Source organism: Paenibacillus sp. FSL R7-0179, from assembly GCF_038002265.1.
GTDB lineage: Bacteria > Bacillota > Bacilli > Paenibacillales > Paenibacillaceae > Paenibacillus_AQ.
This window is the reverse complement of sequence record NZ_JBBOCC010000002.1, coordinates 1,418,002-1,443,222: the sequence shown is the minus strand read 5'-3', so window position 1 is coordinate 1,443,222 and position 25,221 is coordinate 1,418,002. Positions and strand designations below refer to the sequence as shown.

Below are 25,221 nucleotides of genomic sequence, written 5' to 3'. Positions count from 1 at the left end.
GTGAGCCTACCTGCGGAATTTGCGGATGCATAATGTATCCGCTTTTCCGATTACATTTGCGCCACGTGCCTACACACGACCCAATGTAATCGGTTTTTCGATTACATTAGGCCCACGCGCTTACACACGACCCAATGTAATCGGTTTTTCGATTACATTAAGCCCACGCGCTTACACACGACCTAATGTAATCGGTTTTTCAATTACATTTTCGCCACGTGCCATCCCCGGTCCCAATGTGTTCGGTTTACCGCACACATCTCTCAAGACAGCAAAAAAACGGCATTTCTGCCGTTTCTTAAGGGATGGACTCTCAGGGGCTCGAACCCTGGACAAATAGATTAAGAGTCTACTGCTCTACCAACTGAGCTAAGAGTCCGTATGGTGTCTATGTATGATTCTCTAGACGATAATCTCTAAGCTGACTGCGTCCGCTCAAAAGTACTTTCATAGTATACTTTTTTGAACGGGCGCTTGTCAACTGTTTTGTTCAAATTATCTCACACCTGGCTATGGACTGCTGTCTACACGCGCTTCTTCCGCATCATCACCACATACACCGGGAGTCCCGCAAGCGTGATGCCAATCCCTATAAGGGAACGCTGCGGGTCACTGATAATTGTACTGGCCAGGATATAGAGGCCCCCTGCTACGCCAAGAACCGGGGTGAACGGATAGAGCGGCACGCGATAGCGGCCTTGTACGGGCGGCAGCTTCCTGCGCAGGAGGAACACGCCGAACACGCCCATGGTGAAGAAGATCCAGAGCACGAACACGAGCAGATCAGTAAGCGTATTGAAGGTTCCTGAGAAGATGTAGACCACCGCCAGCACACTCTGAAAAACAAGCGCATTCGCCGGTGTCTGAAACTTCGGATGAATGCTGCTCAGCACCCTGGAGAACGGAAGCTGTCCCCGCTCCCCCATCGCCTGCGGCACCCGCGCTGCGGTCATCAGATAACCGTTCAGCGCCCCCAGCACAGAGACGATAATGCCTGCCGTAATGAAGGCTCCGCCGCCGCTCCCGAACAAGGCCTCAGCCGCATCGGCTCCGGGGGTCTGGGATGACACAATCTGGTCATAGGGCAGCGCCTGGAACACCGCTATATTGAACAGCACATATACGGCGATGACAAAAATAACACCGATCGAAATGACTTTGGGCAGCGTCCTGGCCGGGTCCTTGATCTCTCCCGCCATATTGGTCACGCTGATCCAGCCGTCATAAGCCCAGAGTGTTCCAAGCACCGCAGCCCCGAAGCCTGCACCCGCAGCCGCTGTACTGATGCCGCTGAAGCCCGGAGCCAAATCCGAGAACAGCCCGACGCCCACAATGCCCGCTACCGGAATCAGCTTCCCAACCGTGGCCACCGTCTGAATGATCCCGCCGAACTTCGTCGCGATGACATTCATCAGCAGGATGAAGCCCAGAATCCCGACAGCCACCAGCTTCTGCTGCCATGCGTTCAACGGCACGAAGTAACCAGAGTAGGTTGCAAAAGCAATCGCCAGCGCAGCCACCGAAGCCGGATATGAGATCACGGCCTGCACCCAGCCCAGCAGATAGCCGGCTACTCCGCCGTACAACTCGGTTAGATACGTATAGAGTCCCCCCGACTTCGGAATGGCCGCTGCAATCTCCGCCACACTCAGCGCGGAAGCCAGCGTAATGATCCCTCCTGCCAGCCAGGCCAGAATACTCATCCACGGGGTTCCTGCGTCACTCAATACAATCCCAGGCTTCAAAAAAATCCCCGATCCGATAATCATCCCGACCACCAGAGCCAGGGCTTGCATAAAGGTGATACTTTGGGTTAACGGTTTCGATTTCATAATTTCTTTCCTTGTCCTTCCATTCTGTGTGAGTGATAGTCTCCGTAGTAAATTCTCTGTTCTTGCACTCCGCCCCTCTTTTTGGATCAGGATAAATTGGTTATAAATCAAACTTGCCATTGAACCATCCATGATCTGGAATATATACTATTTGGGAGCGCTATCACGGACTCTTCTTCATCTTGGCGCTACTACCCTTCGAGGAGGCATATACGTATGCTCTACACTCCCGGCATTACCGACTGCTCACCGGCAGAGGTCCAATACGACGCTTCAAGAATCGGGGTACTCCATACCCTCTTTCAGAAACTGATCGACGAGAACAAAATCCAGGCAGCCGCTTACAGCGTCTCCCGGTACGGCAAGACGTTCATGAACGGTGCCATCGGCCCCCTCTCCTACCGCAAGGACCGGACGGACCCGCTGTTGCCGACAACCGTTCATCGCATCGCATCCATCACCAAGGCGGTGACCTCTGTGGCGATAGCCAAGCTGGTGGAGGATGGCATTCTCCGGTTTGATCTTCCCGTTGGTGCCTTTCTGGAACCGTTTAACGTAGAGCCGTTCAATAAAATCGACATCTACAGCCTGCTGACCCATACCTCCGGCCTGTTCCCTGACTGTGCGGGCGGCACGATTCCTTATCACAAGTCTTACTGGCAGCTGATTGGCGAATATTTCGACAAGTATAAGCCGGAGGACGGCGAGCTTGATTGGATCACAGCTGCACTGAGCTGCGGGATCGACAAACCGGTCGGTGAGGAATGGCAATACTGCTCCTTCGGCTTTTGTATTCTTGGTGAGATCATTAAGAAGGTCACTGGTATTTCCGCTGAACAGTACATAGAGGAGCAGATCCTGCAGCCGCTCGGCATGAAGGACACGATGTGGGAGCCGACTCCCGAATTAGCGGGGCGCTTCATCATAAGAAATGAACATAAAGAAAAGCAGCTCCATGACCTGATCCATGGCGTACAACCGGAAGTACCTCCAGCAGAGAAGCTGTGGGAGAATGTATCCAGCACAGGCGGAGGACTGGTCTCAACTACTGCGGACCTCACCCGCTTCGCCAATATGCTCCTCTTCATGGGAACCTTGGGGGATACGCGTATTATCGGCCGCAAAGCCGTCGAGAAGCTCACCACCCGCACGCTCTATGGCAAGCCTGATTACTGCTGGGGCAACAATGTCAAAGACCGGAGCTATGGCATTGGGCTGGATATGCGGAAAGGCCCCGCATTCCTCTATTCTGAGGGCAGTTATTTTCATGAGGGAGCCGGCGCCTGCTGTATGGTAATCGATCCGGTGGAGCAGCTCACGGCGGTATGGTTCGTGCCCTTCACGGATGATAACTGGTATGCGGAAGCCCTGTTCAATGTAACCAATGTAATCTGGTCAGGACTGATGTAATGAACCGTCTTAAGTATAACTGGCTCATCTGCCGGGCCGTTGCAGAGGTTACCTACAAGGAATGGAGTGCCTACCGCACCCATTCCTTGGTCTCTGTTATTGTCGGCCCGGTCTATTTCATGGTGCAATATTTCATCTGGACCGCAGTCTATGGCGGGCAGACTACGCTCGGCGGACTTGATCTCCAGCAAATGATCCGCTATTTCGGGGCAACGGCACTAATCGGGTATCTGATTATGGATTTTGCCGACTGGAATCTGTCGATGCTGGTGCGTACCGGCAAATTCCTCACCTTCCATCTGCGCCCGGTGCATCACCGTTCCTTCGCCTTGTTCCAGAAGCTGGGGCACCGGATGCTCGGCTTCTTATTTGAGTTCCTGCCCTGCCTGCTGATCTTTATCTATATTTTCGGGATCGATATGCGGCCGGCAAGCCTCCCCTGGACACTGGTATCTGTGCTGCTTGCCTTTCTTATGAACTTCTATGTCAATTATACGATAGGACTGACCTCCTTCTGGCTGGTGCAATCCGGCGGGATTCGCAGCGCCTTCCTGCTGGTATCGGGAATATTCTCGGGGGCGCTGATTCCGCTTGATTTCTTCCCGCACTGGCTTCAGGTCACCCAGCTGTTCCTGCCTTTCCAGTACATTGCTTATATGCCTGCCATGGTGTTCACCGGGCATTATTCACTAGGCGGCCTTCAGCTATCCCTTCCCGAAGCCGTAGGCATGCAGGCCGCTGCTGTACTAATAATGTTCGGCTGTAATGAGCTGGTCCGCCGCCGGGCCATGAAGCAGTTCACGGCGGTCGGCGCATGAATACCCGGAGGGAAAGGAACATTCCTGTTATGAAAAAATATGTAGATGTATACAAGCAGTGCATGTACTCTGCTATCCAGACCGCTTCGGCTTACCGGATGAACTTCATCGTCAGCAGTCTGATTACCCTAATCGGCAACATTCTGTTTCCGCTGGTGACGCTGTTAATCTATCGGGCGGGCACTAGCTTTCCCGGCTGGAGCTTGTACGAGGTGCTGTTGATTCAGTCTATATTCACCATGTCCAGCGGTCTCTCCAGTCTGGTCTTTGGAGGATTGCTATGGACAACAATGTCGCATGTGAGGGAGGGCAGCTTCGAGGTCATTCTGCTGAGGCCACTGAATCCGCTGTTCTACATTGTAGCAACTACCTTCTCTGTAGAGAGTGTCGGATTATTCCTTGGCGGGGCTGCCTTATTCATCTTCTCCGCTCTGCATATCGGCGCTATCTCCGCCCTCGCGTGGCTGCAATTCACCGGGATGTTCCTGGCCGGGACGGCTGTACTCGCCGGATTATCGCTGATGATGGCGGCGATGTCCTTCAAATGGGTCGGCAATTCCCGGATTTCCGAGCTGGCGGACAGCGTGCTGCATGTCGGTAAATATCCGCTGCCGATCTTCCCGAAGGCGGTGCAGGCGGCAGCTACGCTGATCATTCCCGTGGGGATGGTTGGCTACCTCCCGGCCTCCGCACTGCTTGGCCGGGCACAGGCCGGTGATTTCATCGCGGTTCTGCCTTGCTTTGTCTTTCTCTGGGCAGGCATTTGGGTCTACCGGCACATGATCAGATTATATGAGGGGGTTGGCGGCTGATGCCGGTGATCGATGTCAAGCATTTAACGAAGAGCTATACTACCTATAAGCGGGGCGCAGGCATGGGGCAGACCTTCGCGAGCTTTTTCCGGCGTGAAGCGGTCTGCGTCCAGGCCGTGAACGATATCAGCTTCGCCATTGAGCGGGGTGAAATCTGCGGGATGCTGGGTCCGAACGGGGCAGGCAAATCCACTGCGATCAAAATGCTCTGCGGCGCACTCTACCCGACCAGCGGGGAGATCGAAGTACTCGGTTATTCCCCGGCCCGGGACCGGAAGCATTATGTCCGCACCATCGGAGCGGTCTTCGGCCAGAAATCCCAGCTCATCTGGGATATTCCGCCCATCGACAGCTTCAAGATGAACAAAGCGATCTATGGCATCTCAGCCACGGATTTCAGCAACCGGCTGGAAGAGCTGGCAACGCTGCTGGATATAGTCGGAGTGATGGAGAAGCCTACCCGCGTGCTGTCGCTTGGCGAACGCATGAAATGCGAGTTCGTCATGGCGATGCTGCACCAGCCGGACATTCTGTTCCTGGATGAGCCGACCATCGGGCTGGATGTGATCGCCAAGCTCAAAATCCGCGAATTCATCCGCCAGATGAACAAGCAGCAGAACATGACCTGCATTCTCACCACCCATGATCTGGAGGATGTGGAGGAGTTAGCCCACCGGGTGATTGTCATTAATCACGGCGAGAAGGTGTTTGATGACTCGCTCCAGCGGCTGAAGCTGTTCCTTGGAGAGAAGAAGCGCGTAAGCTTTACGTTTAACGAGTCGGTGCGGGACACCCTTTTCGACAATGACTGGACCAAGGTAATGGAGCGCCCCTCCGACCTAGAGATAACGCTTGAGGTAGACACCGCCCGGATCTCAATCAGCGAGTTCATCGAAGGTATCTCCCGCAAGCATGCCTTCTCGGATATATCCGTCAAGGAACTTCCGATTCAGCAGGTGGTTATGAATATCTATGAGAATGCCAAAAGCAGCCTGAACCGTCACCCGTTAGAGTGACAGCTCAGGCTGCTTTTTTTGTCAAGATAAGATCGGATTACTTCGCAGCAGCCAGCTCAGACGCAAGCTTCTCCGCCCCGTCAAAGATGGAATAGCTGTAGCCCCAGAACTGGTTGAAGTCAATCTTATAGATCGCTTTGTTCTGGATCGCCTTCAGACTCTGTAGTGACGGATCGGCATAGAACGCCTTTATCGACTGGTCGGCATCAATACCGCCTGTGTACACTGAGATCAGCAGGACATCCGGGTTGGTGGCGATCAATTGCTCCTTGCTGATCTCACCGGTCACATCGGCATAGCTGTTGGTCAGTCCCACCAACCCCAGCACATCCCCCGCAAAAGTGTCGACATTGCCGCTATAAACAGCGATTGCTCCGTTGCCTCCGTCAGATACATAAGCGAAGGTCTTGGCGCCTGTGGCTGCCGATCCCTCCTTCAGCTTCGCCGCACGCTCCTTCAGCTCTGCGATGTAAGCCGTGGCCTTATCCTGCACATCGAAGATCTGGCCGAGCTGTTCAATGTCCTTGTACAAGCTGTCTAGCGTTGCCCCTTGCAGGCTGGTGCTCTGCACGAAGGTCTTGATGCCCAGCTCATTGAGTCCGCCTACCGTCCCTACTCCCCAATCCGCATCCGCGAACAGGCCGCCGCGGCCCATCACCAGATCCGGGCCCGCGCCTACAACCAGCTCTTTGCTGGCATAGTCCTGTGAGATGACAGGAATCTTCTTGAACTCTTCCTGAACTGCCGGATCACCTGCACCGTAGAGAGCCGCTACTCCGACCATTTTGTCGGTAAGCCCCAGCTTAATCAGCAGCTCCGCCGCACCTTGGGTATTCGCTACTACCTTCTCGGGAGCCTTATCGAAGGTCTGCGATTTAGCCGTCCATTCGGTGCCTTCCCCGTTATTCGTGTGGTTCTCCATTGTTAGGGGATATACCGTCTTGGCTGCCGCAGGTGCAGTCTCCGCCGGTGCGGAACTGGCCGATGCAGGTGCAGCCGTTGCCGCTGCTTCCTTCTCATTACCTGCGTTGGAAGAACAAGCCGCCAGCATAACCGCCATTACGAGAACCGCCAGCAGCGGTACATATCTTTTGAATATTTTCTTCATTCTCTTAGGTCCCCTTTTCTGTATGTACATTAGTTATCCTGCGGGAAGGGCATTAAGCCCATAGCCTTGCAGGGGATACCTCCGTAGAATATAGAAAGTTGAGCCGCATGTCAATGAGAATAATTATCATTGACAATCGTTCTCATTGTACCTTATATTTAAAAACATGCTACGATATCCTGCTCACAGTGTCGTCTGATGAGTCAGTCCATACTAAATTCTCTAATGTAAAGGAGCCTTCCCATTGTCATGCATACTGATCTAGCCGTACCTTCACAGCCTAAGCAATCTCTCATTCATTCCCGTTACGGCTTTATGGCTATTATAGGCATCCTGTTCGTTATTACCCTGCTGTCTGCCGGGGCTGCGGTCTCCTTCGGGCAGGTAGACATTCCTGTCTCCCAATCCTACCGGATTCTGCTTCACCACATCACAGGCATTCAGATTGGAGATATACAAGACCTGACCTCCGGTTCGTTCGTGGATATTATCTGGAAAATCCGGTTCCCGCGTGTCCTGATGGCGATGTTCATCGGCGCCGGACTTACGCTGTGCGGGACAATTATGCAGGCAGCGGTACAGAACCCCCTGGCTGATCCATACATACTCGGTATTTCCTCCGGCGCTTCGCTGGGCGCAACCTTCGCCATCCTGATCGGCTTCGGCTCGATGGGGCTGCTCGGCCAGTCGGGTGTCGCCTTTTGGGCTTTTGCAGGGGCGGTTGGCGCCTCTCTGCTGGTCCTCACACTCGCCAGTGCAGGCGGCAAAATGACCTCCGTCAAGCTGGTGCTGGCCGGGATGGTCATTAACGCTCTATGTACCGCTTTTGCCAACTTCATTGTCTATTTCGCGAACAATGCCGAAGGCATCAAGACGGTTACCTTCTGGACGATGGGCAGCCTGGCTGCATCGAGCTGGGATAAGCTGCCACTGATCTCGGTCACCATCCTGCTTGCTGTTATCCTGTTCCTCTCGCAGTTCCGCGTGCTAAATGCCATGCTGCTCGGAGATGAGGCGGCGGTTACGCTGGGTATTCATCTGGGTGCCTACCGCAGAGTCTACATGATCCTCACCGCGCTGATTACCGGAGTTATGGTAGCCAGCTGCGGAATGATCGGCTTCGTGGGACTGATTATCCCCCATCTGGTGCGGGGACTGGTCGGCTCGGACCACCGCAGGCTGCTGCCGGCGTCGATTCTGTTCGGCGCGATCTTCCTGATCTGGACGGATGTCATTGCCCGGACGATTGTGCCGAATGTGGAGCTGCCGATCGGGATTATTACCGCGCTGATTGGGGCGCCGATGTTCATGTACATGCTGATTAGAAAAGGCTATGCTTTTGGAGGGAAAAGCTGATGAATCTGAACGTTGAAAGCCTAAGTGTATCCTTCGGTGAAGCGAAAATTGTGCAGGAGGTCTCGCTGAGGGTACAAAATAAGCAATTCGTCGGCCTGATCGGCCCGAACGGCTGCGGCAAATCCACGCTGCTTAAGAGCATCTATAAGGTCATTAAGCCGCGCCAGGGGGATGTCTTCCTCTCTGAGCTGAATGTGATCAAAGCAAGCCCGAAGGCCGTAGCCCGCAAGCTCGGCGTCGTCGGCCAGTTCAACGAGCTGAGCTTCGACTTCACCGTGCGGGAGATGGTGGCGATGGGCCGGACGCCGCACAAGGGGATGCTGGAGACCGACAACCGGGAGGATTCAGATATTATCTCTGCCGCGCTGCGCAAGGTGAATCTGGAGGGACATGCCGGCCGCAGCTATAACTCCCTGTCCGGAGGTGAGAAGCAGCGGGTCATTCTGGCGCGTGTGCTGGCCCAGCAGCCGGAATTCATGATTCTGGATGAACCGACCAACCATCTGGATATCAAGTACCAGCTGCAGATTCTGAATATTGTCAAAAAGCTGGATATCGGCATTCTCGCCGCCCTCCACGATCTCACCCTGGCCGCAGAATACTGCGACTATCTGTATGTCATGAAGGAAGGCCGGGTCGCGGCCAGCGGAGTGCCGGAGGATATTCTGACCAAGGAATTAATCGGCGAGGTCTTCGATGTGGAGTGCGAGACCTACCGCAACCCGGTCACCGGGGCGCTGGGCATCGCCTATCTGGAGACAAAGTAACTCTCTGCTTAATGAGAGGATACACTTAGGCAGACTAAAGAGGCGGCGGCGCTTACCGCTGCCCATTAGTCTGCCAGTTTGGTGTGACTGTCCGCTGCCGATTCTCCGCTGTTTTGTCCAAGGCCGTACCGCTCCTGATAATAGCTGGGTGTGCAGCCTGCGTATTTTTTGAAGATGGCAATGAAATATTTATAGTCCTTATAGCCGACATCGGCGGCAATGGCGTATACCTTGTCCTCTCCGCTGCGCAGCAGATCCATCGCCTTCTGGATACGGTAACGGTTCAGGAAATCGTTGAAGGTATAGGTCGTTTCGCTTTTGAACTTCTGATTCAAGTAGGTGGCGCTTACCCCCAGGCTTTCCACGAGATCCTTGATCCCGATTTTCTCCGCATAATGTTCTTGAACATACCCGATCATCCTGGACACGTAACGGGACGACTTCCCGGGGAGCTTAACGACAGAAGCTTGCAGTGCCTCCCCATTAGCAGCACCTGATGTCAGCATAGCCGTGTATTGCCGCTTCATCGCCAGCTGCCCCTTGGCCCGCTCCAGAGCAGCGAGTAGCTGCTCCTGCTCCAGGGGCTTCAGCAGGTACTCGGTCACCCCAAGCCGGATAGCATCCTTGGCCAGTCTGAATTCATCGTAGCCCGACAGGATAATGTAGCTGCAATCGGCTTCCTCTACGCTCTGCTCAATCATGCCAATTCCGTCCAGCAGCGGCATATTCACATCAACAATGACGATATCCGGCCGCAAGTCTGCGATCTGACGCAGTCCATCCTCGCCATTCTCGGCTTCCCCGACCACGACGCAGCCGGCTCCCATCCAATCGAAGGTGAACCGCAGCCCCTTGCGGATCATCTCCTCATCCTCTACCAGCAGCACCTTGAACATTGGTCTCCTCCTTCCGGTATGGCAATCTGAATGTAACGACGGTGCCTTCTCCCAGCGTGCTGTCCAGCTCAATCCCGTAACGGCCGCCATACATCAGCACCAGCCGCCGGTGCAGATTATGCAGCCCGATGTGAGGGGCACGGTTATCCTGTGAATCCATGATGGCCCGCACCTCCGCAAGCCGTTCTCTGCTCATGCCTCCGGCATCATCCTTCACTTCAAGAATAAGATCCGTTCCCTCTACCCAGCCCAGCACCTTAACCGATACGGATTGGCGCTGGCGGTAGCCGTACTTAATCGTATTCTCAATCACCGGCTGGAGCATCAGCCGGGGGACGAGCGCCGTCCGGGCCGCCTGGTCTACCTCCTCGCGGTAATGGAGCCTGTCCTTGAAGCGGATCTGCTGGAGCTTCATATAGCCTGCTATATATTCCAGATCACTCCCGAGCATGACATGATCCTGCTCATTGCCTATACTGTAGCGCAGATGGCGGGACAGCGTAAGGACCATATCCTGGGCAAGCTGATTGTCCACGATAATGGCATACCGGAGCGTCTCCAGTACATTGAATATGAAATGCGGATGAAACTGCGACTGCAGATGCTTCACTTCAATGACTCTGCGCAGATCGGACAGCTCTGTATTCTGGGCGACCAGCTCATTCAGCCGCTGAAGCATCCGGTTATACTGATTCGCCAGCGTCTCGAACTCATCACCGGTTCCGATGTACACGTAAGAATCCATATTGCCGGACTGCAGCTCTCTTACGGCATAGATCAGCTTATCAATCGCCCGTGATTGGCGCGTGGAGATAATACGGGCCGAATACCAAATAACAATCCAGAGCAGCAGACTCGCCAATACAAAAAATACAACCAAAGACAAATAGGCGCTGCGGTTCCCTTCGGCGGCACTTAACGTGTAAATACGCCATTGCGACAACGGAAGATACGTTTCCTTGCTGTAATACTTTCCGTCATCAATCCATACGTAGCCCTTGGAATCACTGGTCAGGCTGTATTTGTTCATCAGCCCCTGGGTCAGGTTATTGGTTGTGGCAATGATGGTCCGGTAAGGATCAGTAACTACGGCAATTTCGTTATTCTGCACGAAAAGCAGCTTCTGCAGATCCGGCTCGTACAATTGATAGATCAGATACCCCTGCACACCCCCGCTGCCGCTGATGGCCTTAGCAAATGTATAAGCGGTATAGCGGTCATGCGAGAAGCGGATAGGGTTGGTCTCGGCCAATCCCGTCAGGCCCTGATTGTGCATCCTCCGGGCGATAGCCTGCAGGGCAAGGTCTGAGGAGTCAGAGCCGTAGTTAGCAGAGGAGGCCAGAATGCTTCCATCTGTACCCATGATATACAGAATACTCTTTACCCGCTGCCGGTTGTTGAAGGCATAGAACCGCTCGAACACCTCAGGGCCCCGGGTCTGCGCACTTGTGAACGCGATAACGGAATCGAGCGCCGAAGCTCCATTCATTTCCTTTATATAGGAGCTGTAGACTTCCTCCATCGCCAGCTTAATTTTTTTGCCCGCTTCTGCCGTCTGATTGATAAGCAGGAACCGCGAATTGATCATCATGAACATCAGGAACAGCACAAACAGAATGGAAATCGGCACAAGCGTATGCAGCAAAAACAGTCTGCGCAGCGAATCCTTGAAGCTCCTTTTTGCCCTCATGCCTTCCCCTCCTATTCGTCCTGTAATCATACACCAGGATGCAGCAAAGCCCGGTACCCGCTGGCGCGGGCCCGGACTACAGCTACATGGTTACTTCTTTTTTGCCGGAGAGCTTGAAGAACAGCAGCAGGGACAGTACGGTGATCACCGTCAGCAGCGTCGATAAGGCAGCCGCCACCCCATAATTGCCGCGAACCACCTCAGTGTAGACCGCTACGGTCATCGTCCGGGTCTTCCCGGTATACAGAATAATTGAGGTGCTAAGCTCTGTAATAATACTGATCCAGCTGATAATCGCCCCGGCGAATACCCCGGAGATCATCATCGGCACGGTAATCTTGAAGAACGTCCGCAGGGTGGAGGCCCCCAGACTAATCGCAGCCTCTTCAATGCTGTCATTCACCTGATGGAGCACCGCCGCACTGGAGCGGATCGTATAAGGCAGCCGCCGAATGACAAAAGCAACAATCAGAATCACAGCGGTGCCGCTCAGCACCAGCGGTTCTTTATTGAAGGTCACGAGCAGGGCAATCCCCAGAATCGAGCCGGGTACGATATAAGGCAGCATTGTGAAGGTATCGAGAACATTCGCCGCCGCACCTTTGCGCTTCACCGTCACATAGGCGATCAGGACCGCAGCCAGGGTAATGATTACAATGGTGATACTGGCCATCATGAAGGTGTTGTAGATTGCATCTCCCACTTTGGAGAAGGCCGCCCGGTAGCTGTCCAGCGAATAGCCGTCGACGAATATTTTGCCGGAGGTCTTCAGGAAGGAGGTATAGGCTACATAGACCTGAGGCATCAACGCCAGTAACGTGAACAGATACACGTAGGCGTGGGCCGCCAGATTGGCTACTCCCTTCAGCTTCTTCGGTTCAATCGGATTCAGCGCACTCATGCTATACGACTTCCGATTCGCCACATACTTCTGGAGCAGAAAGACCGCAACCGCGAAAAACACAACAATGACACTGATCGCCGCAGCAAAGCCGTCATCTCCTCCGACCTCACTGATGAATTCGTTGAAAATCAGGACAGGTACCGTCCGGTAGCCTTCACCGATCAGCATCGGTGTGCCGAAATCCGCGAATGCCCTCATGAACACCAGCAGCCCACCGGCGAGAAGTGTCGGCGTAATCAGGGGCACGAGGATTTTCCACATTTTGCGCAGACCCGTACAGTTCATGCTCTCCGCCGCTTCCATCAGGGAGTTGTCCACATTCTTCAGCGCTCCTGATACATACATAAAGATCAGCGGAGACAGCTGAAGGGTCAGCACCAGCAGAATGCCGGAGAAGCCGTAAATATCAGGCATCGTGAACCCGAATACCCGGGACATGAAGGTAGTGATCACCCCGCTGCGTCCAAGCAGCAGAATCCAGGCATACGCCCCGATAAACGGAGCGGACATGGAGGAGATCAGAATCAGAATCCGCACCGCAGCGCTGCCTTTGATTCTGGCAATGGTCATAATGTAGGCCAGCGGGCCGGCGACCAGGATAGACAGCAGGGTAACACTTACCGTGACCTTGATGCTATTCCACACGGCATTCATATAATAAGCCTTGCTGAAGAATTTATGGAAGTAGGCGAGTGAGAACTCTCCGGTGTTGCTGTCGAAAAAGCTTTTTATCAATAGCATGAACAAGGGCAGGGCCAGGAATACCAAATATCCGGCAAAAAGTACAAAGGTAATCAGCGACCAGATATCCCAGCGCTTCATCCGGCCGCTCATAGCCGAATCCCCCGGTTCAGATTGCGTTCCCCGGCTTCATCATATACATTGACCGTTCCCGGTAGAATGGCAAGCGTCACTTGCTGTCCGGTCTCCACCGCCTGGGTGGAAGCCGACTGCTGGATGACCTCCACCTCCTGTCCGTTCTCAAGCGCCACTATCAGGTGGGTATTCAACCCCAGAAACACATTGTTCACCACGGTTCCCGTGAGACCTGTGCCGTCTTCAGCCAGCACGAATTCCTCCGGCCGGACGGAGATTTTCACCTCTGCCGTTGCCGCGGATAGCAGTTCATCCTGAAGCCCCGGGATTTCCAGTGAATAACTGCCGCCCACACGAAGAATTGCGTTACCTCCGGCTCCGCTCTCCAGCTTCGCCGCAATGACATTGGTCCGCCCGATGAAGGTGGCGACGAACAGATTAGCCGGGCGCTGATAGATATCCCGCGGCGTTCCCACCTGCTGGATGATCCCGGACTTCATTACCGCGATGCGGTCGGATACCGCCATCGCTTCTTCCTGATCATGTGTCACATAGACTGTCGTAATTCCCACCTCACGCTGGATACGTTTGATGGCATTGCGCATATCCACGCGGAGCTGCGCGTCCAGATTGGACAGCGGCTCGTCCATCAGCAGCACGTCGGGATTAATGACGATGGCGCGGGCCAGAGCAACGCGCTGCTGCTGTCCGCCTGACAGATTCTTGGGCATTCTGTCCTTGTAAACTTCAATCTGCACCGTATCCAGAATCTCTGCGACTCTGCGCTGCCGCTCCTCCTTGCCCACTTTACGGTTCTCCAGCCCGAAGGCTACATTCTCCGATACGTTCAGATGGGGGAAAATGGCGTAATTCTGAAACACCATTCCGATGTTCCGTTTGCCCGGAGGAACGTTGTTCATGACTTTATCGTTGAAGCCGAGATCCCCGCCTTCGATACTGTTGAACCCGGCCACCATCCGCAGCAGTGTAGTCTTCCCGCAGCCTGAAGGACCCAAGAGGGTGAAGAACTCACCCTTTTGGATGTTCAGGGACAGCTCGGGGATGACGGTGGTGTCGCCATATTTTTTGACAATATTCTTGAAGGATATTGCGACGCTCATGTTGCACACCCGCTTCCTCTAAATTGGCTGTTCTGAAGGTTGAATTACTTCGCGATATTGGTAAACAGCTCTGTATAGCGTTCTATAATGGCTGACTTATTCTCCGCTACATAGGCCACATCCTCATCAATCACCTTGATTTGGTCCATCGGTGTCATGAAATCTCCGATTACCGCATCCGAGCGTAACGGACGGTTCGTGGTCTCTTTCCCTAGTGCATCCTGTCCTTCTTTGGAGATGAGGAAATCAATGAACTTCTTGGCGTTCTCCTGATTCGGAGAGCCCTTGACCACTCCCGCTACCGCATCCAGAAATACCGTGCCCTCTTCGGGATAGACTACCTTGACTGGAGCGCCGTCTCTCACATAGCTCACTGCCGGATCTTCGTACGTCAACGCCACCACATATTCGCCGTCCGCAACGCTCTTGTGCGCTTTGCTGGAGCCGCCCGCAATTTTGCCATCCAGATTCTCCAGCAGCTTGGCTACATAATCCCAGCCTGCCTCTGAAGTGTAATCCCCGCCCATTGCTCTGAGCATATTCGTCAATTGGGCAAATGCCGAGCTGGAGTTCGCGGGGTCCGCCATGGCAATTTTGCCCTTCAGCGCCGGATTGAGCAGATCTGCATAGCCCTTAATCGGAATGTCGCCTGCCAGATTCGTATTCACCAGCAGCACACTTCCGTCAGACACATAAGAGGTCATGATCCCTGTCGTATTCGTGTGACCCGGCAACAGATCCTTATCATTAGAAGATACATATTCTTCGAACAGGTCCGCATTATCATTGAACAGGGCGTAAGCTCCGCCGAACATAACGTCCGCGTACGGGTTGGTTTTCTCTGACTGAATCCGCTTGATCAGCTCACCGCTGCCCGCCGATACCAGCTCTACGGTAACGCCTGTCTGCTTCTCAAAGGCTGGGATAAGTGCGTTAATCATCGCTTCACTATTAGGGGTATAGACTACCAGTTTATTCGAGCTGCCGCCCGCCGCGCCTTCATTCGCTTTGTTTCCTCCGCACGCCGAGAGCACAACCACCATCATTGTCATAATAAGTGACACCTTCAACCACTTTTTCATTTTCATTCACCCCTTATCTGAATATAGGTCTATTTTATCAGCTTGAAATATCTTTAAAATCCTATTATTCGACAAAATCATCTAAAATTCGCAACTAAAATAACAATATGAGTTATGTAAAATAACATTAATTTATTCTTTTTTAATTTTTATACAATAAACCTGCATGAATATAGATTTATTTTACATAAAAGTAAATATATCATTTTGACAATTATGATTTATGTCATATATAATCACATTAATTTTAACATCTAAGGAGGTCATTTATGAAATTTATTCACAAACGGACTCTGAGAAGCTTTACCGCCCTGCTTGCCCTCTTTACCCTGTTGTCGTTTCCCTCCATTACCCAGGCAGCGGATGTGGCTGTACCCGGGAAAGTCATTCCCAATGTCGTAGTCGTCGGTGTCGGCGGAACGATCACCTCCACCTCACCTTCCAGAGAGCTGTTTCAGACTTACGGCACCCCCAGGGTTCCCATCAAAGATATTATCCAGAGATTACAGCCCGAGCTGTCCAAAATCGCCAATGTGACCAGCACCGAGCTCAGCAACATCAGTTCGGCGCAGACTTCATCCAAGGACTTATATAACCTCACTATCGCTATCGATAAGGAACTGGCTAATCCGGCAGTGAACGCTGTTGTCGTGACTACCGGAACCAACATTATGGAAGAGCTGGCTTACTGGACTGATCTTACGGTCCGCAGCGCGAAGCCTGTCGTCTTCACAGGGTCGATGCGGCAATCCAATACGATCTCCTTCGACGGGGAAGCCAACCTGCTGAATGCGATACGACTGGCTGCCAGCCAAAAGACGGCCTACTACGGTACTGTTCTGATGATGAATGATGAATTCTTTGCAGCAAGGGAGGTTACCAAGACCGATGCACTGCGTCTGGATACCTTTGACGGCGGCCGTTACGGTGCCCTGGGTACAGTGGATGAAAACCGGATACGCGCCGTCCGTGCCCCGGCCCGTGTTAAGGATGCCGGAACGGAGAAGTGGAAGACTCCTTTCGATCTCAGCACAATCCAGCCGGAGGATCTCGCTAAGGTTGACATTGTATACAGCTATACGGAAGCCTCCGCAACACCGATTACAGCTTTGGCCAATGATGGAGTCCAAGGCATAGTTACTGCGGGCCACGGGGCCGGCGGGATCTCGACCGCGCAGCAGGCTGCCCGCAAAGAGGCGATTGACAAGGGTGTTCTGTTCGTCAGCGCGACACGCGCAGGCTCGGGGGCAGTATATGATACCGGCGCCAAAGGAATTATAGGCGCAGGCGATCTGCTACCGCAGAAGGCCAGACTCTTGCTTCAGCTGGGTCTTACCTTCTCCAAGGACCAGGAGCAAATCCGCCAGTGGTTCTCTACCATTGGAATGCCGGATTATGATATGAGCAAAATCGAGTAGGAGGAGGCGGCAAGCCTCCGTCCTCTCACACCACCGTACATGCGGGTCCGCATACGGCGGTTCCAAAAGGTTAGCAAAGCTCCAGATAACGTGAAAGCAAACTTTTCAGCCCTTTCGCTTCCCAGAAGGAAGTCGGAAGGGCATTATTTGTATTCCAAGACATTTCCCATGCGCCTCGCCTCGAGTTGGCCATCGTTACACAGGCCCACTCGGGTACCCCAAGTGCCCGAAGTTCGCGGATTCGTGTGCGCACTCGCTTCCATTGTTTCCACAGGCACATTCGCAGCCTTCTCCGAATCCATTGGTTCAATGTTTGGAGGTGTTTCTTTGCCGACGCCAGATAGAAATAGCCAAGCCAGCCCATCAGATATTGATTCAATCGGCGTATTCGTTCTTCCATTGAGATGGACCAGGTCCGGTTCGTTAGCTCTCGAATTCGCTCTTTGCATGCCTTAAGACTCTTCGTGCTATTCGTATACTCGCCTGTTTCTGGCTTAGGAAACTGAATCCTAAGAACTTCAGGTGCCAAGGTCTGGCTACCGCACTCTTTTCCCGGTTTACTTTCTTCTACAAATCGGCTAACCGATTCCATGACCCGTTCGCCAGCTCGTTTGCTCGCCACAAAGATATTACGGTCGTCTGCGTAGCGTACGAAGCGCAACCCGCGTCCGGTCAATTCCACCCTAATTCTAGTACGCCCATGCTGGGCGTACTAGAATTAGGGGCTGTCCCAAAAGTGACAGCCCCTTTTATTACGGGAACGAAAAACAGCATACATTCGCTGAGGCGCAGGCCTGAGGCCTGAATGTATGCGGAAAACAGCATACATTTGCTGACATGCAGGCGTGTGGCCCGAATGTATGCGAAAAACAGCATACATTTTGCTGAGGCGCATCCCTGAGGCCCGAATGTGTGAGAAAAACAGCATACATTTTGCTGAGGCGCAGGCCTGAGGCCTGAATGTATGCGGAAAACAGCATACATTGGCGAAGCGTCCCCCTCTCCCAAGTGCTCACGCTAAATCTTCTCCATCATAAAGAGCTGTCCCAAGCAGCCGCTTCACGGCTTCCTAGACAGCTCCTTCTTTATGTTATGCATTTGGGGCGGAACTTACGCCGCTGCACTATATTTCAGCCGGCGGATAGACCAGGCCGACAGGATGACCAGATACACTCCGCTCATGGAGAAGAACAGCAGGTTCTCTGCCGGAGTCAGCCCGCGCTGGGTAAGCACGCCCATGCCAATGGTCAGCAGCGAATAAGGGAACAGCAGACCCAGCTTCAGCACATATAAGCCCAGCCCGACAAAGACCGCACACAGGCTGATTCCAATCGGCGTGGCAAAGCTGCGGATACGGATGGACAACCCAAGCTGCAGCGCGGCAATGCTGAGCGAAGCCACCCAGCCGCGAAAGGTCCACAGGATGATGTCCAGCGGAAAAGCCCCCGTCATAGACAGCATCCGTCCTGCCGCCCAATACATTAGAAGGAATAGCGCCTGCGCTCCGGCAATCAGCACGCCTACAATAACAAGCTTGGCTATAAAGAGGCCGGCTATGGATACTGGAGCAGCCAGAATCATGTTCCAGTTCCGGTTCACATGCTCCAGCCTGCACACAAAGGCGCAGCAGATGGCAATCAGAATCGGCAGGAAAAACTCCCCGTAAAATAAACTTACCTGCGTCCACAGGCTATACCAGCCGCCTTCGAGCGCCTCACGGTTCATAACAAAGTTGGCACAGCCAATCATCAGGCTGAACACAGGCAGACTGACCAGCACCAGTCCCATCCGCGAGCGGCGCAGCTTGGCCCATTCGGCAGCAACACTTCTGAGCATAAGTTCTCCTCCTTATATTGCCTGTCTTGAGATATGGGCATTTCCGCCCATATACAGGAGCAGCGTGATGAATAGAGCTGTAATGCATTGAAGGACAGGTATTGTACCTGTAATATAAGAACCCGCAGAAGCTTGATAGAGATAAGTCACCGGACTGAGATCCAAATAATAAGACCAGACGACCATCCGCCGGACAGCGGCAGGGAATAAGCTTGCGGTTGTCCCCAGGAACCCGCCCAGCATGCCAAGACATAGGGCAAACGCCTGATTCTTCACCGCCAGCGATATCCATTGCTGCATGGCTATAATCAATAGACTGGCAATCAGAGTACCCGCAGTGAACTGAAGCAGCAAGCCTGCCGGGAACGGTGCTGTGAGTCTATGTAACATGCCGAAGCCGGCAATAAAAACAGCTTGGGCCAGAATGCCGTAGAGGATCAGACTTCCGGCACAGACGAATTTGGCGGCATAGACCGCCTGGCGTCCGACAGAGGTGGTCATCAGCATTTTCCAGGTATCCCCTTTATGCTCCATGTCGCAAATCCTTGACACCACAATCGCCGACAGAATCGGCAGGAACAGCCCGTTCATGGACGAGAGGCTGAAAATCAGCGCTTCCCAGGCGGCATTGTCTGCACTCCGCGAGATCGAGATGCTTATGGACATGGCTGCCCAGCCCAGCTCGGCGGCCAGAAAGAGCGTCAGCATCGCCCATACCCTTCTCCGCCGGATTTTGTAATATTCGAGGAACAAGGCTCTCGTCACAGGCTCCGCTCCTTTCCGGTAAGATCCAGGAAGATATCCTCCAGGCTCTTCTTCGACTCCACGATCCGGCTCACAGCAATCTGGCCTGACACCAGGATCTCATTGACCCGCGCCACCTCAGAGTCCGGCATGGCTCTGAACACCAGCTGCCCCTCTTGCATCCTGGGCCGGTACCCGTGCTCCGACAGAATCCGGACTGCCCGGGCGGAATCATCGATCCGGAAGTGAACCGCCGCCCGGTTCTGTGCCTGAAGCGCAGCCATCGTCCCCTGGAACAGCAGCTTGCCGTCACTGATGATTCCTACCGAGGTAGCGGTCTGCTCGATCTCAGACAACAGATGGCTGGATACCACAATCGTCATGTCATACTGGGCAGGCAAGGATTTAATCAGCTCCCGGATCTCCCCGATCCCCGCAGGATCAAGACCATTGGTGGGCTCGTCCAGTATGAGCAGGCTCGGGAAAGCCAGCAGGGCCATGGCCAGACCCAGGCGCTGCTTCATTCCGAGTGAATATTGCCCGGCAGGCTTATGCCGGTGATTATCCAGCCGCACAATCTCCAGCACCTTATCGATATTCCTGGCAGGCAGGCTGCGCAGCCGCTGCATCACTTTCAGATTCTCAAGACCTGTCAGATGTCCGTAATAGGAAGGTGACTCTATCAGGGAACCCGTCCGGTTCAGAATCTCCAGCCGGTGGTTCCGCAGCTCTTGCCCGAACAGCTTAACTGTTCCTTGGCTGGGCTGCACCAGTCCGAGCAGCATCTTGAGTGTAGTCGTCTTCCCTGCTCCATTCGGACCGAGGAAGCCAAAAATCTCTCCCTGCTCCACCGTCAGATTTACCTGATCCACTCTGGGCGTTCCCCCATAGGTCTTGGTCAATTGCTGGGTCTCGATAATTGGATGTGTGTTCATAGGCTCCAGTTCAGCTCCCTTTCTGTCAAGTTGGCTCTTGCTTCCAAGCATAGCGGCCTTCCCTTGCTGCAGACTGAAGATAACCTTACGCCTACCTTAAATACTCCGGCCCCGCCCATTCTTCAGCGCCTGATCGTGTATACTAATTATGGGTGATGACGATTGAATATGATGAAGAACCGCAAAATAATGATCGTCGAGGACGAGCAGAAGATACGCGAGATGATCGAGCTTTTTTTACGAAAAGAAGGGTATTACCGCATATACGCAGCTGGAGATTACAGCAGTGCCTTAGCAATGTGCCGCCAGGAGAAGCCGGATATCGCCATTCTCGATGTGATGCTGCCGGATGGGGACGGATTCTCGCTTCTCTCCGCCATACGCACCTTCTCCGGGATGCCGGTACTTTTCCTGTCGGCGCGTGGTGAAGATGAGGACCGGCTGCTGGGTCTGGGACTGGGGGCTGACGATTATATCGTTAAGCCCTTCCTGCCGAGGGAGTTAATACTGCGACTGAGCGCTGTGCTGAAGCGGGTATATGCGCCTTCCATACCAGAGCGGCTGCCTGTCTTCAGATCAGGTGAACAGGTAGTGGATCTGGACAGCGCTGTGGTACTAAGAGAAGGCCAGGAGCTGCCTCTGACGGCAAAGGAGCATGCCATTCTGATCAAGCTGCACCAGAACGGCGGCCGGATTGTGACCAGCGATGCCCTTTGCCAGGCGGTGTGGGGGGATGACAGCTACGGGTATGAGAACACCTTAATGGTACATATCCGGCGTATCCGCGAGAAAATCGAAGCAGACCCCTCGAAGCCGGAGCAATTGCTGACGGTCAGAGGACTTGGGTATAAGCTCATGGTGCAGGAGGCGCTCTAATGGACAGCGCGGTCCGGATTTTACGCAAATTCGTAGGCTCTACCCTGCTGGTCTCTACGCTGCTGCTCCTGTTCAACCTGATTCTAATCGGCTCTCTAATCTTCAAGGAGACCCATCAGGAGGCTTCACCGGAGAAGGTTGTGCGCGAGTTATCCTCAGCTCTGCAAGGGGCTGACGGCACATATTCCCTTGATCCCAAGGGGGCCGCGCTGCTTCAGCAGAACCGGGCCTGGGCTATGCTGCTGGATACGGGGGGCAGGGTAACATGGAGTGAGCAGCTTCCGCCGGAGATTCCGCGCGCTTACAACATCGTAGAGGTGGCGAAGCTCTCGCGCTACTACTTGCTGGAGTATCCTGTGTATATCTGGGAGCACCCGGAAGGACTTCTCGTCGTTGGCTATCCCAAATATTCATATGAAAAATATCAGCTCGGATACCTGACGGACTGGTTGCGCTCCCTCCCCTTAAGAGTGCTCCTCCTCCTGGCCTGCAACGTGGTACTGGCTGTGGCCCTTTCACTGTTCATCGGCTCCCGGCTGATCAGCAGTATCCGGCCGCTGATCAACGGCATTCATGCCCTGGCCAAAGACGAGCCGGTCCAACTGCAGACCTCCGGACTCTTCAGCGATTTGTCCGAGAGCATTAATTCGGCTTCCGCTACGCTGCAAACCAGGAGCTCGCAGCTGAAATCACGGGATGAAGCCCGCTCGAACTGGATCGCCGGGATCTCCCATGACATCCGTACTCCGCTCTCGATGATCCTGGGCTACGCGAGCAATCTGGAGGAGCAGGACAATCTAACCGGAGAGCAACGCCAGCAGGCTGCCATCATCCGCCGCCAAGGCGAGCAGCTAAGATCGCTGGTCAGCGATTTGAATCTCGTCTCGATGCTGGAGTATGACATGCAGCCGTTGCAGCTTAAGCCGGTCCGCTTATCCGCTCTGGCCCGGACCGTGGTCTCTGACTTCATGAATAACGGCCTGGAGGAGCATTATTCGCTGGACCTGTGCATTATGGACGAGCGCCTGCTAGTGACGGGCGACGAGAAACTGCTGTACCGTGCGGTAAACAATCTGGTCCAGAACAGCATCCGCCATAATCCGGACGGCAGCCGGATTACGGTAACGGTCTCCGGCAGCCGGAACCCGAAGGAGCCGGAATGCTGTCTAGCCGTATCCGATGAAGGGACTGGGGTTCCGTCAGAGCTTTTGCCTGAGCTGATGCTGTTGCCCTACTCTGGAAAACGGACCCGCCCCGTCCGGCAGGGCCACGGGCTTGGCCTCCCGATGGTCGCCCGCATCGCGGAAGCTCACAAGGGTAAGCTTGTTCTGGAGAGCCCTCCGGGGGAAGGGCTGTGTGCGACTCTGAAGCTGCCGGCTTTACCTTTGCCCAAGTAGACATCAGGTTCCCGCAACGAAAAGCAGCGATCCTCCACTAATCAGGAGAATCGCTGCTTTTTAGCTTTTACAGCTGAGCGAATGGGTTCAGATCAGATACCCACAGAAATGAGAAACATAATGCAATAATCAATAGCTTTTTTAATATAAATCCCCCCCTTTATAATAAATTCAAGAAGATAACAGCACAATTTGTCGAATCCGCACATTGCTTAATCGCTGAATATCCTCAAATTTCAAACTAATCTTTTCTTCTTCAAAAGAAGGTATGCGGGTGAAGCCCATCTCTCCCAATATTCGCTATATTCTGCTATGCTAATAGAAATTCATAGTAGATACAGGAGGCGTAACCCGGAATGGATGCATTTCAATATGAGCTTACCTCAGAGAGTTCGATTAACCTGAAATATGAGTACGGCGGTGAGTACTTCACGTTCAGCCTGTACCGGGATGACAGCGGGTGGGTGCTTCATCCATTTGACGGGATGCTGCTGCGGAATCCGGCGATGTGTACGCTGGTTGCACAGGAGCTGTTCAAGCACAAGCCTTTTCAGGTCATGCTGGCAAAAGAAGGTATCCTGTTCACCGATATACGCTCTACCGTCAATCTGGATAATATTAATGCGCCGGTAGCTGCACGCAATGAGCGGGAGCCGCGCGGTAACCCTGCTGACGATCTGATGGACTTCGTTCAGCAGCACTCGATTGAAGAGGTCATTGACTACGAATGCCAGTTGGTGGGGAGCCGTATCTCCTTTTACAAAGAGATTCTACAGCGCATGTTCATGGATAACCTGGGTCCCTCGGACCCCGAATTCCAGAAGATACAGGATATTGTGCGGATCTACGAGCAGGCGCTGGAACGGCTGTCCAGCCTGAACGGTCCGAATCTGGACGCCGGGAGCCGGGGAAGATTCTAAGCCTGCCAGTGCACTTATACAAGCTTGAACTACACATAGGAAAGGTTGGTTCTCAATGACACTTGAGCTTATCAAGGGGCAAAAATACAGCATAACCAAAGACAACCCCCGCCTCACGCAGCTCATCATCGGCCTGGGCTGGCAGGCTGCGGGAGCCGGGATTGAGATTGATAGCTCTGCTGTTCTGCTTACAGAGGCACAGCGGGTCTCCTCTGCGGCGGATCTCATATTCTATGGGCATCCCGCTGCCGGTGATCAGTCTGTAGCTCTATTATCCCCTGAGCAACGGATCAGCACAGGCACGGCTGACCAAGCACAAATCGCTGTCCGGCTCGACCAGATTCCTGCGGAATATGAGCGCATTGCGTTTGTGCTGACGATCCATGAAGCTGTGAAGCGGCAGCAGAGCTTCTCTTCCTTGGACGGTGCCTATCTGCGGATTATGAGCGCTGCGGACGGAACGGAGCTGCTGCGTTATCCGCTGGGCAACGGTTATTCGGTGGAAACTGCCATCGTTGCCGGGGAGCTCTACCGGTATCGGAGCGAATGGAAATTCAGTGCGGTCGGCTCTGGTTATGCCGGCGGCCTGCCCGCCCTGTGCCATAGCTACGGGATACCGGCGGATACGGCTCAGGCATTGGTTCAGACAGCGAGACCGGAGGCTCCGCCCCGGAAATCTCCTTTTGTTCTGCCGGAGCTGCGGCCACGCCCTAAGCAGAGGCCAGCGGACCTGTTGCCTCCGGCTTCGCCGCCCGGTTCTCCAGAGAATTCTGGAGAACGGCTGCTGAAGAACCGGGGAGAGACGGTCCGGCTTCAGAGCGGGCCGGGAGCTGCGGAGGAGATCGTCATCAATCTCAACTGGGTTCAGACCGAATCCTCCAGCTGGTTCGGCAGAAAAGGGATAGATCTCGATCTGGGCTGTCTGTTTGAGCTGAGCAATGGCCTCAAAGGCGCGGTCCAGGCGCTCGGTGAATCCTTCGGCAGCCTGAACCGGCCGCCTCACATCCTCCTGGACGGAGATGACCGCACCGGCTCGATTGCCACGGGCGAGAATCTGCGGATTAACAGCCGCTATCTCTCCGAGATCAAGCGGATTGTTATCTTTGCCCTCATCTATGAGGGCGTGGCAAACTGGTCACAAGCCGGCGCCGTTGTAACCATAAGCCAGCAGTGCGGGCCTGAGATCAAGGTCCAGCTGGATGAGCACAACAACGATAAGGGAATGTGCGCCATCGCCATGCTTCACAGCCAACCGGATGGGAGCTTCAGCGTGGAACGGCTTGTGGAGTATTTCAGCGGTCATGAGGAGCTGGACCAGCGTTACCACTGGAATCTGCGGTGGGAGGCCGGGAGTAAGTAGGCATCAAGTAGCGGCCAGCATGAATAGGAAAAACGTCCCCTGGCGGGCGGTGATACCGCCGATAGCGCTGAGCCACCCTCTGCCGGACCAATGTGGTCGGTTTTTCG

The 25,221-nt window shown here is 53.9% G+C and carries 21 protein-coding genes, 1 tRNA gene and 1 pseudogene; 11 read left to right on the top strand and 12 right to left on the bottom strand.

The window, feature by feature from the left end; translation table 11 throughout:
* Window positions 1-306 precede the first annotated feature (306 nt).
* Window positions 307-379, bottom strand: a tRNA-Lys gene (locus MKX63_RS22695).
* A 145-nt stretch (window positions 380-524) separates the two neighbouring features.
* Window positions 525-1,832, bottom strand: coding sequence for an APC family permease (locus tag MKX63_RS22690; RefSeq protein WP_341020245.1), 1,308 nt, complete (start codon window positions 1,830-1,832; stop codon window positions 525-527).
* Window positions 1,833-2,048: 216 nt separating this feature from the next.
* Here MKX63_RS22690 and MKX63_RS22685 point away from each other — a divergent pair, with 216 nt between their 5' ends.
* Genes MKX63_RS22685 through MKX63_RS22670 form a run of 4 tightly spaced genes read left to right on the top strand, consistent with a single transcriptional unit; the run spans window position 2,049 to window position 5,888 of the window.
* Complete coding sequence (locus MKX63_RS22685) at window positions 2,049-3,242, top strand: serine hydrolase domain-containing protein (RefSeq protein WP_341020243.1); 1,194 nt, start codon at window positions 2,049-2,051, stop codon at window positions 3,240-3,242.
* Window positions 3,242-4,060, top strand: a complete 819-nt coding sequence (locus MKX63_RS22680) for an ABC transporter permease (protein ID WP_341020241.1) — start codon at window positions 3,242-3,244, stop codon at window positions 4,058-4,060. The genes MKX63_RS22685 and MKX63_RS22680 overlap by 1 nt, the downstream gene beginning before the upstream one ends.
* 29 nt (window positions 4,061-4,089) lie before the next feature.
* Entirely contained in the window at window positions 4,090-4,872 is a 783-nt protein-coding gene (locus tag MKX63_RS22675) for an ABC transporter permease (protein ID WP_341020239.1), read from the top strand.
* Window positions 4,872-5,888, top strand: coding sequence for an ABC transporter ATP-binding protein (locus MKX63_RS22670; protein ID WP_341020237.1), 1,017 nt, complete (start codon window positions 4,872-4,874; stop codon window positions 5,886-5,888). Before MKX63_RS22675 ends, MKX63_RS22670 begins: the two co-directional genes overlap by 1 nt.
* 37 nt (window positions 5,889-5,925) lie before the next feature.
* Here the strand turns inward: MKX63_RS22670 and MKX63_RS22665 are convergent, their stop codons facing one another.
* Window positions 5,926-6,996, bottom strand: coding sequence for an ABC transporter substrate-binding protein (locus MKX63_RS22665; protein WP_341020235.1), 1,071 nt, complete (start codon window positions 6,994-6,996; stop codon window positions 5,926-5,928).
* A 249-nt stretch (window positions 6,997-7,245) separates the two neighbouring features.
* Between MKX63_RS22665 and MKX63_RS22660 the strand changes: the two genes are divergently transcribed.
* Window positions 7,246-8,352, top strand: a complete 1,107-nt coding sequence (locus tag MKX63_RS22660; protein ID WP_341020233.1) for a FecCD family ABC transporter permease — start codon at window positions 7,246-7,248, stop codon at window positions 8,350-8,352.
* A complete protein-coding gene (locus MKX63_RS22655; RefSeq protein ID WP_341020231.1) occupies window positions 8,352-9,119 on the top strand; it encodes an ABC transporter ATP-binding protein in 768 nt (255 codons plus the stop codon). The genes MKX63_RS22660 and MKX63_RS22655 overlap by 1 nt, the downstream gene beginning before the upstream one ends.
* 65 nt (window positions 9,120-9,184) lie before the next feature.
* Here the strand turns inward: MKX63_RS22655 and MKX63_RS22650 are convergent, their stop codons facing one another.
* From MKX63_RS22650 to MKX63_RS22630, 5 genes are all read right to left on the bottom strand, one after another.
* Window positions 9,185-10,015: a response regulator transcription factor gene (locus tag MKX63_RS22650; protein ID WP_341020229.1), complete on the bottom strand. Its 831-nt coding sequence runs from the start codon at window positions 10,013-10,015 to the stop codon at window positions 9,185-9,187.
* The gene (locus MKX63_RS22645; RefSeq protein WP_341020228.1) at window positions 9,987-11,705 is read right to left on the bottom strand and encodes a sensor histidine kinase; all 1,719 of its coding nucleotides are present in this window, start codon (window positions 11,703-11,705) and stop codon (window positions 9,987-9,989) included. Before MKX63_RS22645 ends, MKX63_RS22650 begins: the two co-directional genes overlap by 29 nt.
* Before the next feature lie 82 nt (window positions 11,706-11,787).
* Entirely contained in the window at window positions 11,788-13,443 is a 1,656-nt protein-coding gene (locus tag MKX63_RS22640; RefSeq protein WP_341020227.1) for an ABC transporter permease, read from the bottom strand.
* Window positions 13,440-14,546, bottom strand: a complete 1,107-nt coding sequence (locus tag MKX63_RS22635) for an ABC transporter ATP-binding protein (RefSeq protein ID WP_341020226.1) — start codon at window positions 14,544-14,546, stop codon at window positions 13,440-13,442. The genes MKX63_RS22640 and MKX63_RS22635 overlap by 4 nt, the downstream gene beginning before the upstream one ends.
* Before the next feature lie 44 nt (window positions 14,547-14,590).
* The gene (locus MKX63_RS22630) at window positions 14,591-15,628 is read right to left on the bottom strand and encodes an ABC transporter substrate-binding protein (RefSeq protein WP_341020225.1); all 1,038 of its coding nucleotides are present in this window, start codon (window positions 15,626-15,628) and stop codon (window positions 14,591-14,593) included.
* Window positions 15,629-15,897: 269 nt separating this feature from the next.
* Here MKX63_RS22630 and MKX63_RS22625 point away from each other — a divergent pair, with 269 nt between their 5' ends.
* A complete protein-coding gene (locus MKX63_RS22625; RefSeq protein ID WP_341020224.1) occupies window positions 15,898-17,046 on the top strand; it encodes an asparaginase in 1,149 nt (382 codons plus the stop codon).
* A 70-nt stretch (window positions 17,047-17,116) separates the two neighbouring features.
* Here the strand turns inward: MKX63_RS22625 and MKX63_RS22620 are convergent.
* From MKX63_RS22620 to MKX63_RS22605, 4 genes and pseudogenes are all read right to left on the bottom strand, one after another.
* Window positions 17,117-17,725, bottom strand: a pseudogene (locus MKX63_RS22620) (group II intron maturase-specific domain-containing protein); the annotation flags it as partial.
* Window positions 17,726-18,156: 431 nt separating this feature from the next.
* On the bottom strand, window positions 18,157-18,882 hold the full coding sequence (locus MKX63_RS22615; protein WP_341020223.1) for an ABC transporter permease: 726 nt from the start codon (window positions 18,880-18,882) through the stop codon (window positions 18,157-18,159).
* Between the two features lie 12 nt (window positions 18,883-18,894).
* Window positions 18,895-19,647, bottom strand: coding sequence for an ABC transporter permease (locus MKX63_RS22610; protein ID WP_341020222.1), 753 nt, complete (start codon window positions 19,645-19,647; stop codon window positions 18,895-18,897).
* Window positions 19,644-20,561, bottom strand: a complete 918-nt coding sequence (locus MKX63_RS22605) for an ABC transporter ATP-binding protein (RefSeq protein ID WP_341020221.1) — start codon at window positions 20,559-20,561, stop codon at window positions 19,644-19,646. The genes MKX63_RS22610 and MKX63_RS22605 overlap by 4 nt, the downstream gene beginning before the upstream one ends.
* A 168-nt stretch (window positions 20,562-20,729) precedes the next feature.
* Here MKX63_RS22605 and MKX63_RS22600 point away from each other — a divergent pair, with 168 nt between their 5' ends.
* The 4 genes from MKX63_RS22600 (at window position 20,730) to MKX63_RS22585 (ending at window position 25,114) form a co-directional block, all read left to right on the top strand.
* A complete protein-coding gene (locus tag MKX63_RS22600) occupies window positions 20,730-21,437 on the top strand; it encodes a response regulator transcription factor (RefSeq protein ID WP_445321795.1) in 708 nt (235 codons plus the stop codon).
* The gene (locus MKX63_RS22595; RefSeq protein WP_341020218.1) at window positions 21,437-22,834 is read left to right on the top strand and encodes a sensor histidine kinase; all 1,398 of its coding nucleotides are present in this window, start codon (window positions 21,437-21,439) and stop codon (window positions 22,832-22,834) included. Before MKX63_RS22600 ends, MKX63_RS22595 begins: the two co-directional genes overlap by 1 nt.
* A gap of 356 nt (window positions 22,835-23,190) precedes the next feature.
* The gene (locus tag MKX63_RS22590) at window positions 23,191-23,754 is read left to right on the top strand and encodes a hypothetical protein (protein ID WP_341020216.1); all 564 of its coding nucleotides are present in this window, start codon (window positions 23,191-23,193) and stop codon (window positions 23,752-23,754) included.
* Between the two features lie 55 nt (window positions 23,755-23,809).
* Window positions 23,810-25,114, top strand: coding sequence for a TerD family protein (locus tag MKX63_RS22585; protein WP_341020214.1), 1,305 nt, complete (start codon window positions 23,810-23,812; stop codon window positions 25,112-25,114).
* Window positions 25,115-25,221 lie beyond the last annotated feature (107 nt).